This is a genomic window from Pontibacter cellulosilyticus (assembly GCF_014306105.1).
In the GTDB taxonomy this organism is placed as follows: domain Bacteria; phylum Bacteroidota; class Bacteroidia; order Cytophagales; family Hymenobacteraceae; genus Pontibacter; species Pontibacter cellulosilyticus.
On sequence record NZ_JACRVF010000003.1, the window covers coordinates 131846 to 147108 of the forward strand.

A 15263-nucleotide genomic window follows, 5' to 3' on the forward strand; every position below is an offset into this window, starting at 1 on the left:
TTATACTTTTCATTAAAAGAAAGGCCGCAGTTAAATAAACTGCGGCCTTTCTTTTTTATAGCTTTGCAGATTATTTTATCTTGCAAGCTGATAGCCAACAAATTACCACCTATGAAAAAATTTACAATTATTTATTTGTGCCTCTACCTGAGCGTTTTTGTCGCCACTGCTCAACAGGTTCAGCTTAAGGATTACCATCATGCACTAAAGACAAAAGGTAAAGCACCGCAGGAGTATGCCCTCGATAAAATAAAGCAGCACGATCTCCTGATCTTTGATGATGCCAATCATGTAGCTCTGGAGCCTTTCCTGTTTTACCAAGATCTGCTGAAAAATGAGGGTTTCAGGCAGAATATTGACTATATCTTTATAGAACTTTTCAATATCAATAATCAAAAGCACTTGGATGCATTTCTGAATGCACCTACGTTACAACTGCAACTGTTAGCTCCTGTCTTTCAAAATGAGCTGAGTGGTTTCAGCAAAAGTTATCAAACTTATGTTGATCTGCTCACGACTGTATATAAAATAAACCAGAAATTGGCAAGGCCTGACCGGGTACGTGTGATCGCAGTGGGAAGCCCCACCTACTGGCCTCTTATACATGATGAAGAAGACCTGAACAACTTTAGGGTAACAACAGACAGCTATGACTACACCATGTACACTACCATTCTGAATTATCTCAACAACTTCAACTCAGGTAAAAAGGGTATACTTCTGACTAACACCCGCCACGCTTATAAAGGGTTAAAGGATAAAGATGGCCGGTACATGCAAAACTGTGCTGATTTTTTTACTCAGTATAAACCGGGTAAAACCTGTTCAATCAGGATACACAATGCAGTACTTCGGGCTATACCAAAAACAGAAAAAGAGATGGAAGGTGTTGCCAGAACACAGGAGGGCCTGGAGCGCTACCACATCGGTTGGGGCAGAGTAGACAATGGCAAGTGGGATCAAGCCTTTAAGGCCAACGGAAATAAGCCTATAGGTTTCGATATTAAAGACACCCCTTTTGGGCAGACCAAATTTGAAGGAAACCAGTCGCAGAAAGCACATTCCAGCATGCAGATGCAGGACGTAAACGACGGTATTGTTTTTCTGGCACCTCTGGAAAACTTACGAAAATCAGCCACTACAGATATTTTTATAACAGATGATTTTGTTAAGGAGCTGGAACGACGCATACTTATACTTTGGGGTAAACCTTATGTAGAGGAACAGGTGTCAAAGCAAGGTCTGAAAAACACGGAAGAATACCTCCGCGCTTTGCTGAAGCCAGAGCCTGTTATGCCTTTACCATCAGCTCAGGCAGCCGTAAAAGCACAGTAGCCTAACTATAATATTAAAAAATTCCTGTTAAAATGCCCTGCTGATGAAGCCGGGCATTTGCTTTTTATACCACCTCATTTAACGACACAAACCTTAGGTTAGCAGCAGTAAATCCCTTATTCAATCCTAATTTTGACTGAAACAGTAGTTTTTTGTAAATTCATGTATATAAAATTGCCTTTTAACAGTACACTACATCTAAAAAACGACAGCTTATGAAAAACAGAATAGTAGTACTCCTGCTGCTCTTCGTTTTTGCCATTTCACAGGCAATAGCACAGCAAAGCAGCCAGAAAGAAAAGATTCTTCCCTACCCTATCCACCAGAAAAAACTGCCCAACGGCCTTAATGTGGTAACGGTGCCTTACAACAGCCCGGGCCTTGCCGCCTTTTATATTGTGGTGCGCGCCGGCTCCAGAGAGGAGGTAGAAAAAGGGAAGACTGGTTTTGCCCACTTTTTTGAGCACATGATGTTCCGGGGCACCGATAAGTATAGTAAAGAAGCCTACGGCGATATTATGAAGGCCATGGGTGCCGCAGCCAATGCCAACACCTCTATCGACAGAACCGTGTACCACATGACTGGCAACGCTGAGATGCTGGACAAGATGTTCGAGATAGAGGCTGACCGTTTCCAAAACCTGAAGTATAGCGTGCACGACTTTAAAACGGAAGCTGGCGCTGTAAAGGGCGAGTACACCAAGAACTCGGCTAGTCCTTACCAGCAGCTGTATGAGAAGGTAGTAAGCACCGCGTTCCAGAAACACACCTACTCGCATACCACCATGGGCTTTTTTGATGACGTGGTAGATATGCCAAATCAGTATGACTATTCTCTCGTATTCTTCGATCGCTTTTACCGCCCTGAGTATACCACCATTGTGGTAGTAGGCGATGTAACTCCGGAGCGCGTAAACAACCTGGCGCAGCAGTACTTCGGCGACTGGAAGCGCGGCACCTACAAACCTGACATTCCCACAGAGCCAAAGCAGACACAGACACGCTATGCGCACGTGCAGCAGCAAGGCTTTCCGCCATACCTGAGCTTATACTTTAAAGGCCCGGCCTTCTCTGATAAAGACAAAGACCTGCCTGCTCTAAGTATACTTTCTACCATACTTTTCGCCGAAAACTCCGACTTGTACCGCAAACTGGTGGTAAACGAACAGAAGGCACGCTTTATAGCCGGCGGCCCACAGTTCTCCCGCGATCCTAACCTGATATCTGTATCAGCTTCTTTACTAAAGGCCGAAGACATGCAGTATGTCAAGGATGAGATGATGAAAGCCCTGAACGAGGCCAAAACCAAACCGATAGACGCGCAGAAAATAGCTGATACAAAATCCCGCATCCGTTACAGCTTTGCCATGAGCATGGACAGCCCCGACGCCATTGCCAACTCCCTTGCCCGCTTTATCTGGCTCACCGGAGACCCGGAGTCGCTTAACAACATCTACGGCGTGTTCGACTCCATTACAGCGCAGGACCTGATGAATGCAGCCAAGAAGTATTTTACCCCGGCAACCATGACAGTAGGCTCCATTGCCCCTACCGACAAAGCGCCAGTAAAGTAAAAATGCTGCAAAGGAATGTTTTTCAACAAGAAGTATAGAGACATGAAAAAATTAACTGCATATATCTTACCTGTTGTCTTGCTGGCAGTCGCGTGTGCCAAGCAGCCGCAGGTATCAGAGCAAACAACCACCGATACCTCTGCTCCTGCAACAGCAACTACAACTACAACACCTGCTGCCTACGACGCCAACATGGCCTTTGGCCCGGACAAAGTAGTGGAGCTAAAGCAGCCTGAGTCGAACAAAGTCATCATCAAGCTGATGTTCAAGAACGGGTCGATGGTAGATCCGGCAGGCAAAGAGGGCCTGACCTATGCCACAGCACGTATGATCACGGAAAGCGGCACGAAGGATATGACCGTCTCGCAGATAAAGGACAAGATCTTCCCGTGGGCTGCAGATTACTATACCAATGTAGACAAAGAAGTAACCGTGTTCACTTTCGCTGTGCACAAGGATTTTCTGAACGAGTTTTACCCGATCGTGCGGGGTCTGATGCTGAATCCTGCATTCGCAGAAGCTGACTTTAAGCGGGTAAAGGCCAATCAACTGAACTTCGTAGATCAGGTAATCCGGGCATCTTCTGATGAAGAGTACAGCAAGAAAGCCCTGGAGGACCTGCTGTTCAGGGGCACCAATTACCAGCACATGGTAGAGGGCAAAACAGCCAGTGTGCAGAACATTACCCTGGAGGATGTTAAGAACCACTGGCGCAACTACTTTACAAAAAATAACCTGCTGATAGGCATAGCCGGTAACTACAGCACAGATTTCCTGAACAAGTTAAAAGCAGACATGGCACAGCTTTCTGATGTAAAGCCGAACATTCCGCAAGCTGGCAATCCTAACAAGCCAAATGGTATCCAGGTGGAGATCATCAAGAAAAGTGACGCACTGGGCTCTGCCATCTTTACTGGTGCGCCTATGCCTGTAACCCGCTCTGCCGACGACTTTGCCGCCCTGATGGTAGCCAACTCCTTTTTAGGTGAACACCGCAAAAGCTATGGTAAGCTTTACGACAAGATCCGCACTACCCGCTCCATGAACTACGGCGACTACTCTTACATAGAGTGGTACGACAACGGCGGCTCTTTTCAGTTACCAAACCCCGGCGTGCCGCGCACCTCTAACTACTTTGCCCTCTGGATCAGGCCGGTGCAAATTGCCGAGGGGCTGCAAAAGCAATATGCTGAGTTAAAGGATATAGACGTAGGCCATGCTCACTTCGCAACCCGACTGGCTGTTAGAGAAGTTGACAACCTAATTAAGAACGGCATGACGCAGGAAGAATTTGAGCTGACACGCAAGTTTCTGCGCTCTTACATCAAACTATACATCCAGACACAGGAGAAGCAACTGGGCTACCTGATGGACTCACGTTTTTACGGACGGCAGGATTACATTCAGGAACTGGACAGGCTGTTGGCTAACCTAACGGTGCAGGAGGTAAATAATGCTGTAAAGAAGTATTGGCAAACGGAGAACATGTTCATCACCATTGTAACCGACGACAGCGAGGCAGAACCACTGAAACAGGCGCTGCTAAACAATACGCCTTCGCCAATGAGTTACTCCAACCTGGTAAGAGAAGGCTTGCCACAGGAAGTAATAGCCGAAGATGATAAAATAGCTAACTATAAGCTGAATGTGAAAGACGTAAAGATAGTAGACAGCAAAGAGACTTTTAAATAAGCGAGATCTCAGATATTTATACTTTGAGAGGCCGCAGGCAATATGCCTGCGGCCTTTTTTATACTACCTACTCTACCGCAGCACCTGCTCCCTAAAAATAATTCTCACATCTAAGAATAACTATTGACAATAATCATATTTATTCTTAATATTATTCATTAAAAGGAAATATAATCTATGAAAAAAGCCCTGAAAATTTTCGGCATTTTAGTAGTCGCTATTGTAGCTATTGCCGCCGCCGGTGTACTTTACATGCAGTACGCCTTTCCTAATGTAGATGCCGCTCCTGTCATTTCTATAAACAAGACTCCTGCCTTGGTAGAGCGAGGTGAGTACTTGGCAAACCACGTGGCTGTATGTGTAGATTGCCACTCAAACAGAGATTGGAGCAAGTATGCTGGCCCACCAATTCCAGGCACAGAAGGCAAGGGCGGTGACGTATTCGATCATGCTGTAGGTTTTCCGGGTGTTTTCTACGCCAGAAATATTACCTCAGACAAAGAAACAGGTTTAGGCAATTGGACAGACGGTGAAATTTACCGTGCAATGACCAAAGGCGTAAGCAAAAACGGCGACCCGCTTTTCCCGGTAATGCCCTACCACTACTATAACCAAATGTCTAAGCAGGATGCATACGCTGTTATCGCCTACATCCGTACATTAAAGCCTATCAAAAATAAGATTCCGGAGGCAAAACCTGACTTCCCGATGAACCTGATCATGAGAACTATGCCGCTGAAAGAAGATGCTCACACAGATGCAAACACCCTCACCAATGAGGTACTGCAGGGCAAGTACTTGCTAACCATTGCAGGATGCGCCGAATGCCACACACCACAAGACAAAGGCAAACCAGTAGAGGGGAAATATTTAGCCGGTGGCTTTGAGTTCAAGTTTCCTAATGGTGCCGTGGTGCGCTCTGTTAACATTACCCCTGATCAAAAAAATGGCATAGGCACATGGTCAGAGGATATGTTTGTGCAACGCTTTAAAGCATACAACAATACTGCTGCAGCAAACCAGAAAGTATCTCCTGAAGAAATGAACACAGTTATGCCCTGGACAATGTATTCTGGCATGAAGGAAGAAGATTTGCGCGCTATTTACAAATATCTTAAGACCTTGGAGCCAAACAATAATAAAGTAGAACGCTTTACTCCTGCCCCAAAAAAGTCTTAGCATCGATATACTTCTCGCATTTACAGCTAAACGCCACCTGCCATACAACAGGTGGCGTTTTTTATAACACCTTTCATAAGTAAACAGTAGCACAAGCTTCTCAGCCACAGCACCCTTTACAACTATCTGTTTACCAACAATATGCACAGCTAAAAAATAGCAGACATACTTTCAGATTTGTGCAACCAACCGGAGGTTTGAAAGTATAAGAAGGTGCGAAGGACTCTATAACTATACCATATGCAGGCAATTTATACGCAGACAGATAAGAAAGTTGAGCTTGCCGATTTAAGTAAACGCATCATCGCGTTTACGCTTGATTTATTGCTTTTGCTCTCTCTCATAGGGCTTATTGATTATTTAACCTACAGTAGCGACGAACAGGCTTACCTGTTTAAGCCGGAACGTATACTCGACTTCTCGCTGGGGTGGCTATACTTTGCAGGTATGGAAATTTGCGCCTGCCAAGCCACACTGGGTAAGTACCTGCTTGGCTTAAGGGTTACTAGTACTACCGGAAACCGCACCTCCTTTAAAAGCGCTACTATCCGCTACTTTGCAAAGCCTATATCTGTTGTGTTGGTGATTCTAAGGTTCATTTTCGGCATTTTCCCAATCTCGCGTAGAACTTTCCACGATAAACTAGCCAACACAATGGTGGTTACACGTTAAGGTTTGTCCTTTTCTCCGACATAGTCTAGCATGATGATATCGAACATAGGATCCGCATTCCAATTTTCTGCCTTTATGCGTTTAAATAATTCATACTTCAGTAACTGCTTTACCTGTTCATCTGTAAGCGAATCGCTTCGGTTATAGAGGTACATTTCACAAATAACCGGGTTTAGGTTTGGCAGCGTACCTCTTGTAAAGCGCGAGCTCACTTCGATTGTCTCTATATCCTTATATTCTTTTAAAGTGTTCTGAATTGTCTCAGTGATAGATGTGGCAAGACTACCTTTTTGCAGATTAGGCTGCTTGTAAAACTGCCAATACAGCAACACGCCCAACGCTAAAACAGATAATCCCATAGATACCCAGTAAATGTATTTTTTACCATCGGCAAAGCGGGCACCCTTGATCGTAACCTTACCAATATACCGGAACACTAGTGCAGCAGAAAGTTGGATGCCTGCTAGTTGTAGTACCAGTAAAAACACACCGCTTTGCACCATCTGCCAGTTACCGAAATGCATGGCCATGCCAACCAAGCCTGTGGGCGGAGCCAGCGAAGCTGCCACTAATACGCCAACGGCCGCACCGGGCACCAAACTGTCCCGCTCCGACTGCACTAAGTTTATGCCGCCAGCGAAACCTGCTACTAGCGGTAACAGCAGAGCCATTTGCGATATATGGCTTACATCTACCATAAGCGTTGTGGCGTGCTTCTGCCCAATTAAAAAAGAAAGTACAAATGTGATAAGTATGCTTAACCCTATAGCCAGTGCGTAACGGCCTAAACTTTGCAATAGCAGTTGTCCTTTACCTGCTGCAGCAGCCAAAGCTGCATTCATGGCAGGGCCCGCAAACGGCGACACCAGCATGGCCGCCACTAGCAGGAAGACAGTGTTTGTATAGAACCCTATCCAGACAAGTATACCTCCTGATACGGCATACCCCATTAAACCGAATTTTGACCCTACGCTTTGCAGACCGCCCATAAACACCTCAAAGGGGCTTCGATAGGTAACATCACTTACCTGGTCCGGAGCTTCGTCTTGGGGCGGGTAAAGCGCAATGATCCCACGCGGAACAAGTGTAATCTCAGCCTCATCTATGTGGTTGATGTTTCTGATAAACTCATCTACGGTATTGTTATTTAGATGTACCCTAACCAATTCTCCCGAATTAAGCTGCTCAACGCTTAGGTTTTTGCCATCCAGCTTCTCTGCCTCCTTCTTTACCTCCCCTCCTTTTCCGTTTGGTACTTTTACTGTTAGTGCGCGCATTTCATTTCTGTAGTTATACAATTAACTACGAAAATTCAAGGATAGGTTTGTCAGCGCTACTAAAAACAACAGCCCCTGCCGTTGCTGGCAGGGGCTGTTGTTTTTAGTATGCTATACTTTATACTTACTGTTAGTTTACAGCAGCTCCAAATTTCTTAGTCTCTACGGTTGCGGTGCCATCCGGGGCAACTGCAACTTTAAACAGGTAATCGTATTGGCTATCAGAGATATCAGATATTGGGCGTTTGCCTCCAAGGGCCTCAACTATAGGAAGAATCGTATTAGAATGGCCTGCCACTACTACTGTTTTTCCAGCATGCTGCTCTTTTATCTTTTGCCCCAATCCATTAAAATCATGTGCTTCATAGATCTGGACATCGAGATTACGTGCAGTAGCCATTGGCTTTAGCGTATTTTGAGTGCGTTTATACTTCGTGGCATAAAGTGCATCAATTTTCAGTCCCTCCAGTTCTGAACGAAGTGCCTCAGCCCGTGCTTCCCCTTCCGCTGTTAAGCCAGGGTCCTGGTCTGATGGGTTAGAGATATCTTTTTCAGCGTGGCGCACCAAATACACCGTTGTTGGTTGGGTTACAGCCTCGTCAGGTGCGGCATTGGCGATAGCAACTGCGCCTTCGTTTCCAGTTGGCATGTTGCGGCAAGCTGCAGTCCCCAAAATTAGCAGCAGCACCCACACGCGCAGGAGTAAAGTTAATTTCATAAATGTAGTTGGTTAGTTAAAGTGAAATTTGTTTGTGGTACATAATTACAATGTTACGGGTTTATAACCAAACTTAAACAGACCCGCTGCCTCGTTTGTTTTTCCTGCCTGCTGCAACAGATCAGCTAACCGGTTGCGCATTTCCAAGTGGTAAGGATGCTGCATTAAAGCGGTTCTATATGCTTTAACTGCTTTTTTGGTTTTTCCATTTGCCTCCAGAATTCGGATACATGCAAATTGCTGCTGTGCGAGTTCCTGCTGTGTTACCGGCTCAGGCTGTTTTTTCATAATCTCTACAGCTTTGGCTGTAAAACCCAGATCGGCATAAAGGCCAGCCAGCAAGTATGGTTCTCCTCTCAAGGTGGATTTACCATCCAGCAGCGGCTGCGCTGTTGCCATGGCGCCAGGCTTGTCCTGTTGCTGTAATTTATAATAAGCCATACGCACCATATAATCAGGGCGTGGAGTGCCGGCTGCACTAAGTATGCGCTGAGCCTCCTCTAAAGTTTCATAGGCCAGTTTATACTTACCCTGCGCGGCGAGCACATCGGCATATTGCCTGCGCAGCTCATAATTTTGCGGTTTTAGAGCTACGAGTTTGGCTAATGCTTGTACCGGTTCCTCGTCTTTCACAGATGTACCTTTTAACCAATTAGCAAAGGCAAGGGCCTCGTCGCGGCGATCGCGCAGGTAAGTTGACACAGTTGGTGCACCTTTTACATAGTCTTCTGAAACGGCAATAGCTTCCGGCACCATACCATAGCTATAGTAAAACTCCCGGAAACGCTGGTTGCCCAAGGCACGCATCAGCAGGTCGTCTTCCAGCTCAAGTGCTTTTTTGTAAAGCACTACCTGACTTTGCACTGCCTCCTGCTGCTTCAGTTTCCCGTCTCTTCGCTGCGCCTCCAGCAAATCTGCCTCTGCCAAATAGATCGGGGCATAGTTTGCATTCACCTGTTTTGCCTTCTGTAGCCATTCCTGCGCGGCACCATACTCTTTTTGCACCTGCTTTACACCGGCATAGGCAATTAAGGCAGGTTGATATTTTGCATCCCACACCAAGGCAGTATCAAGTAAAGCAGTAGCCTGCGTATAGTCTTTTTTGTTTTGCGCCTGCTCTGCCAGGTTCAGGTATACTTCGGCCCAGTTGCTGGCCATGGCCTGCTTATCGCCTGCCAGGTATGCCCGCTGCCGCTGCACCAGTTGGTCCAGAAAAGTATAAAGCTCAGGATCTTTAGCCTTCAAATCGGCAGTGGTGTTAATGGACTTGTGGTTGAGCGGATGCACTTTTACAGGCTCGAAATATGCCGGGTAAGTTTGGGCCAAGTACTCATGCTCGTTGTTGGCAGAATAATAGTCCAAAGTACGGCCCTCTTTCATGGCGTTATTGTAAAGGCGGCGCACGGCGCGGTTCTCGGCATCAGTAAACACACGCCCATGAAACAAATGCACATATTCATGCAGCACCACATTGCGCTCCAGGTAGGAGCCGCGCACCACATACTCGATACCGGCTGCCCCGCTACCTACACCACGTATATCCATCCATTGGCGGTTATCGAAAGTAGTGGCCTGCCGGAAGTATGTCGAACCCATGGCAATGGTCAGGTCTACATGCAGTGGCGGGATCACGAACTTTTCGCGCTGCTTAGACAGGAACGGGAAGTATACGATACTCTCATACAGCTGCGACCACACCATCTTCTGCACCTCATCGCCGGGGTAATACGTCACATCCGGAAACACCCTCGCAAAGTTTACCGGATCTTTGATAACGGTGGTATTGATGACATGCCGCAGCGAATCGTAGTTGTGCAGGTAAGGGAGCTGTTTTTGCTTTATAACAGCGGCCAAGGCATTGTGCGCCGGACCGTAATGTTTCTTTTTGTGGAGGATTCGCCTGAAAATAGCCTGTGCAGAGTCGAGGCGTGTGGCGCGGTCCATATCAAAAGCCATGTAGTAAGCAGAGCCGCGCAGCATCTGCGGCAGCACAGAGTTTTTATACTTTTGCTGTACTTTCCCGATCTCCTCCAAAGCCTGCTGCAGCTTGTTCTCCGATATCAGCTTATCTGCAGAAGCTAGTGCCTTACGCACCTCTTCATCTTCAGGCTGGGCATAATCGGCATAGGTGAGGTTGGTGTGGCCATTGCCCCAGTGCCAATGCGTTACATAATGTAGCGGATTCAGCTCCAACGCCAGTTCCCATTGGGCAGCCATATCATCTAGTTGCGTGGCATCTACACGGCGCCAGATAGCATAGCCGTAATTAAAGCGGGCATCGGGGTTAAACGGATCAAGGGTGAGGCTGGTAATCAGTGGCTTCTCGGCCAGTTCAGGCTTCTGGTTCCAAAAGTGCACATCCGATTCCAGCAGGTATGCCTGCGCATTTTTCGGATTCCAATCCTGTACTTTATTTGCCCACTCCAGCGCCTCGCCATACTTTTTCTGCAGCATCAGCACTCGCCCAATGGTCAGTGCGGCCGCTTCGTTCTTTGGCTCAGCCTGCAGTACCTGTTGTGCCGTTTTCTTTGCCTCAGGCAGCTCCCACGCCTGCACCTGCAGCTTCGATTTAAGGAGCAAAGCGTCCGAAGCTTTCTGATTATATTTTAATGCCTCCTCTACCAGTTTCTCTGCTGCACTAAAATTATTGTTAAGCATAGCCAGCTTTGCCTGCGCCAACTTTATGGCAGCTGTTGGTTTTGCCTGCTTCAGCACACTGCTGGCTTGCTGCCATTGGCCCAGTTCAAGTAGCCTTTCTGCCTGTGCGGCTGGGGCGGCACTAACCTGTTTAGCTGCCAGTTGGCGTTCCTGAGCCAACTTCTGGCGGATAGCCGGTATATCATCGGGGTGTTGTGCAAAAGTAGGCAGGGCCACTGCCAGGCCGGGCAGTAAGTATAAAATGCTTTTAAGAAGTTGTCGCATGTGCAGTGATAAAGGTTTTCAGCCAGTAAATTCCGTGTATTAAATTGGTAAGCGCTGGCTCATTTTTAAAAATAGCTACTAATCAGCTACTATAAAAGTATAACATTGCTAAAATGCAGCTTGGCAGAGCAAAACTATACTTACTGGGCAAATTGATTTTAAGATAAACTAGGCCTGTAGCTCAAACTTAGCCACATATATTTTCTCTAAGCGGCGCATGAGGTACACCGAAGCCATCAGCCAGAGTATACCCATCGCGTAACCCGCCAGCACATCGGTAGCATAATGTACTCTAAGATAGATGCGACTATAGCCAATCAGCAGGATTAGTGCCGTAAGCAATATTACCAGGATAAAACGCCATACTTTGTTAGCCACTGTGCGCCATACTATGTAAATAAGGAGGCCATAAAAAGCTCCACCGATCATGGCATGGCCACTTGGGAAGCTGAGGCCAGACTGGTGCAGCATGGCTATCTCTGGACGTGGCCGCTCAAAAACGTGCTTCATCCCCTGGTTTAGCACCGAACTGGAAAAGGAGATAATCAGAATCTTTAAACCGTACCACCGCAGGTCCTTGTAAAAGGAAAACAAAAGCACAAAAAGCGGGGGCACCACCATCAGGTACTCTACAGACGCAAAGTATGAGATAGCTTTCATGATGCGTGTATTTTGCTCGTTGGTATGAGTTTCGGCAAACTTAAACAGCGCAACGTCCAGAGCTGTGTCCTGCTCTATAAAAACTGTATTAGCCATGAACAGGAAGAGCAGCAGGCAACCGATAAACGCTGCCCAAAGCACAATCACCTCCAATGAAAGCAGTGCCAGCAGGCTGATAAATTTTTGAACGATCCGCTTCATGACAACTATGTCTTAATTACGGACCGGCTGTAGGTCTGTTTAATTCTCCATACTAGCTGGTTGCTAAGTAAATTGATTAGAGGCGGTGAGCTTTTCAGTGGTGGACACTGCCTGATGGAGTAACAGACTTGATATAATAAAACACAAAACGCCAGCCTCGTGAGAAGCTGGCGTTTTGTGTTAAGATAGTGTGCGCACGGGGAGAGTCGAACTCCCACGCCCGAAGGCACAGGCTTCTGAGACCTGCACGTCTACCAGTTCCGCCACGTGCGCGCTGGTCACTAAATTAAATAAGAATTCCCAAAACCCTTTAACCCTTGTTCATTGGGATCACAAAGATACGGCGGAATTTTTATCCTGCAATATATTGAATGAAAAATATTTACCTCAGGCTGGCGTTTCTTCTTCCACTACCGGGTCAATCTCCTTTTTGGAAATACGCTCTATGCGCCGAAGGGTACCGATCCCAATCACCACCCACAGGAAACCCGCTGCAAAGCCAGCCATCACATCGGTAGCATAATGCACCCGCAGGTATATCCGGCTAAACCCGATAAAGAAAACAAAAACCACCAGTAAGGCTATGATTGCGTTGCGCCAGACTACATTTTTAACGTTATGCCACACCAGATAGATCAGCAAACCATAAAACGAGGCTGCCACCATGGAGTGCCCGCTCGGGAAACTGAGCCCTGATGCTTCAACCAAAGGCATCATAGGGCGAGGCCTGTCGAAAAAGTACTTTAGCACCACATTTAAGGTAATACTACCCAGCGCCACCACCGGCACTTTTAGCGAATACCAGCGGTGCTTCCGGATAAAAAGAAAGTAACCCACCAACAACAACGCAGCCGGTGTTAAGAAATGGCGTGAGGCAAAAAAAGTAATAAATTCAATGAAACTGCTAAAGGCCGGACTAGAGACATCTTTTGCAAACGCAAATGCCGCCTGGTCTATACCCAACTCACCTCCTGATAATATTGCGCTGCTCAAGTATAAAAACACAATAATGCAGACCAGGAACAAAGCCCATACTATCAAAAGCTCAACTGTGAACAGCGCCGAGGCTGCTACTAATCTTTTATAAACACGTGATATCATATGTTATAGCATCAGTTTTATCCTCTTGGCTAAAAAGGATTCTACAATGTTGCATCTGGTACGTAAATCTTAAACCAGATGTAAGTATTTAACTATGAAAGACAATATCAGGTTGTTTATTGCGGCTATTTTGCCCGAATCCCTTAAAGACACACTGCAAGAGCAGCTCACAGTTTTCGAGCACCCACACATTAGGGTTATACCTAAACAAAACCTGCACCTTACTCTCTACTTTATTGGCAACGTGCCGCACTCTCAACTAGAAAGCATCAGGCAAACGATACAGGATGTAGCCAGACAGCACCAGCCGTTTACGCTTACATTTGCACAAACAGAACCTGGCCCAACTCAGCGCAAGCCCCGCCTAGTCTGGGCCAGGTTTGAACAGGATCCGGTTTTTGAGAACCTCAGCCAGCAACTCACAGAGAAATTATCGGAAGAGGCGGCACCTGCCAAGAAACCTATACCGCACGTTACCTTAGCCAGGTTCAGAAAAGACAAGCCTGCCCCCAAAGATCTGCCTGACTTTGCCTCTCAGCTGCCATTAGAGTTGCATGTAAATGTTATTGCCCTCTTTCAGTCGGAGTTGGGCACACCTCACCCAATATATTCTGTGCTGGATGCATACCCGCTTGGCTAAAACCTGCCACCGCATATTTAAGTATGATAGGCACGTTACCACACAAAGAGTATAACCAACAACACTATGAACCAAACGGAGCTGACTAAACTGATGATGGAGCTGAAGGATAATGAACTGACGGTGGCCTTTGCCGAAAGTTGCACAGCTGGCTTGCTTGCTTCAGAATTTGTAAAGGCCAAGGGTAGCAGCGATGTGCTGAAGGGAAGTTTAGTCGTGTATCAGCCGGAAGTAAAGCAGAAACTATTAGGTGTAAAAAAGGATACGTTAGAGTTGTACACCGCAGAGTCGCAGCAAGTGACAAACGAAATGGTCATGGGCCTGAAAAAACTGCTGAATGCCGACATCAGTGTAGCCACAACCGGCCTGGCCGGCGAAGGCGGTTCCGAAAACCCAGAGAAGCCAGTAGGTACCATGTTTGTTTCTATACTTTATGATGGCAAAGCTGAGGAATTCCGGGAGGTTTTTAAAGGCAATACCGAGTCTGTTCGGAAGCAATTGGTAGATTACATTTTTCAGAAGCTGCAGGGTATACTTGATGACCATTACAACAACCGATAAGTTTTATCTTTACCGCAGATAAAACAACGAAAACTTGCCTAAACTCCCTGACAGCGGCTTTGACCGGGTAGCCCCGTTTTATGACAAGCTAGCTCGCCTGGTATATGGCAGCTCCCTGCAAAAGGCCCAGCTTTACTTACTCCCTTTTGTTCCTGACAAAAGCCGTGTGCTCATCATCGGGGGAGGCAGCGGCTGGTTACTGCAGCAACTTATACTTACAGGTAAGCAGCTGGACATTTTATACTTAGACGCCTCTCCTGCTATGCTCCATCACGCAAAGTCAAAGTATAGCCAGCTCTCTTTTTCTCACTCCTGCAAAGTAGAGTTCCGGTTGGGTACAGAGGCTGCTTTACTACCCCACGATGAATTTAAGGTTATCATCACCCCTTTTCTGCTTGACCTCTTCCCGCCACAGCGCCTGCAGCAACTTATGCAACGCCTTTCTGATGCTCTTGCTTCCGGTGGTCAATGGTTATTCGCTGATTTCTGGCCTGTGCAACAGCCTGCGCGTTGGTGGCAAAAGGTTTTGGTTTGGGGGATGTATACTTTCTTTGGTGCAGTTAGTGATGTGGAAGCAAAAGAGTTACCTGATTATGGAGTGTACTTTAAGCAACTTGGATTGCAGGAGGTCTCAACTAAAAGCTTTTATGCCGGATTTGTGCAGGCGAAAGTGTTTGAGAGGAAGTGAGATTAGATCTTCGCTATCAGCAGTAGCAGCAAGTTCCATAGTA

General features: G+C 46.6%; 13 protein-coding genes and 1 tRNA gene. 8 read left to right on the forward strand and 6 right to left on the reverse strand.

Going from position 1 to position 15263, the window contains the following annotated elements:
- Positions 1-111: 111 nt before the first annotated feature.
- From H8S84_RS11410 to H8S84_RS11430, 5 genes are all read left to right on the forward strand, one after another.
- Complete coding sequence (locus H8S84_RS11410; RefSeq protein ID WP_187067473.1) at positions 112-1335, forward strand: hypothetical protein; 1224 nt, start codon at positions 112-114, stop codon at positions 1333-1335.
- Positions 1336-1550: 215 nt separating this feature from the next.
- On the forward strand, positions 1551-2909 hold the full coding sequence (locus H8S84_RS11415; protein WP_187067474.1) for a M16 family metallopeptidase: 1359 nt from the start codon (positions 1551-1553) through the stop codon (positions 2907-2909).
- Positions 2910-2951: 42 nt separating this feature from the next.
- A complete protein-coding gene (locus H8S84_RS11420; protein ID WP_187067475.1) occupies positions 2952-4601 on the forward strand; it encodes a M16 family metallopeptidase in 1650 nt (549 codons plus the stop codon).
- A gap of 177 nt (positions 4602-4778) precedes the next feature.
- Positions 4779-5780 (forward strand): c-type cytochrome, encoded by a 1002-nt coding sequence (locus H8S84_RS11425; protein ID WP_187067476.1) that lies wholly within the window; start codon positions 4779-4781, stop codon positions 5778-5780.
- A 240-nt stretch (positions 5781-6020) separates the two neighbouring features.
- Positions 6021-6452: an RDD family protein gene (locus H8S84_RS11430; protein ID WP_187067477.1), complete on the forward strand. Its 432-nt coding sequence runs from the start codon at positions 6021-6023 to the stop codon at positions 6450-6452.
- Here the strand turns inward: H8S84_RS11430 and H8S84_RS11435 are convergent.
- From H8S84_RS11435 to H8S84_RS11460, 6 genes are all read right to left on the reverse strand, one after another.
- On the reverse strand, positions 6449-7729 hold the full coding sequence (locus H8S84_RS11435) for a DUF389 domain-containing protein (protein WP_187067478.1): 1281 nt from the start codon (positions 7727-7729) through the stop codon (positions 6449-6451). The two genes, H8S84_RS11430 and H8S84_RS11435, sit on opposite strands and share 4 nt — an antisense overlap.
- Positions 7730-7859: 130 nt before the next feature.
- Positions 7860-8447 carry a SixA phosphatase family protein gene (locus H8S84_RS11440; protein ID WP_187067479.1) on the reverse strand — a complete coding sequence of 196 codons (588 nt, stop codon included), beginning with the start codon at positions 8445-8447 and terminating at the stop codon, positions 7860-7862.
- A gap of 45 nt (positions 8448-8492) precedes the next feature.
- A complete protein-coding gene (locus tag H8S84_RS11445) occupies positions 8493-11369 on the reverse strand; it encodes a tetratricopeptide repeat protein (protein ID WP_187067480.1) in 2877 nt (958 codons plus the stop codon).
- A 168-nt stretch (positions 11370-11537) separates the two neighbouring features.
- Positions 11538-12230 (reverse strand): phosphatase PAP2 family protein, encoded by a 693-nt coding sequence (locus H8S84_RS11450; protein WP_187067481.1) that lies wholly within the window; start codon positions 12228-12230, stop codon positions 11538-11540.
- A 191-nt stretch (positions 12231-12421) separates the two neighbouring features.
- Positions 12422-12503 (reverse strand) — tRNA-Leu (locus tag H8S84_RS11455).
- Positions 12504-12617: 114 nt separating this feature from the next.
- Complete coding sequence (locus H8S84_RS11460) at positions 12618-13331, reverse strand: phosphatase PAP2 family protein (RefSeq protein ID WP_187067482.1); 714 nt, start codon at positions 13329-13331, stop codon at positions 12618-12620.
- Between the two features lie 94 nt (positions 13332-13425).
- Here H8S84_RS11460 and thpR point away from each other — a divergent pair, with 94 nt between their 5' ends.
- From thpR to H8S84_RS11475, 3 genes are all read left to right on the forward strand, one after another.
- Positions 13426-13971: an RNA 2',3'-cyclic phosphodiesterase gene (gene thpR / locus H8S84_RS11465; RefSeq protein ID WP_187067483.1), complete on the forward strand. Its 546-nt coding sequence runs from the start codon at positions 13426-13428 to the stop codon at positions 13969-13971.
- Between the two features lie 66 nt (positions 13972-14037).
- The gene (locus H8S84_RS11470) at positions 14038-14532 is read left to right on the forward strand and encodes a CinA family protein (RefSeq protein ID WP_187067484.1); all 495 of its coding nucleotides are present in this window, start codon (positions 14038-14040) and stop codon (positions 14530-14532) included.
- Between the two features lie 34 nt (positions 14533-14566).
- A complete protein-coding gene (locus tag H8S84_RS11475) occupies positions 14567-15220 on the forward strand; it encodes a class I SAM-dependent methyltransferase (RefSeq protein WP_187067485.1) in 654 nt (217 codons plus the stop codon).
- The last annotated feature ends 43 nt before the right edge of the window (positions 15221-15263 follow it).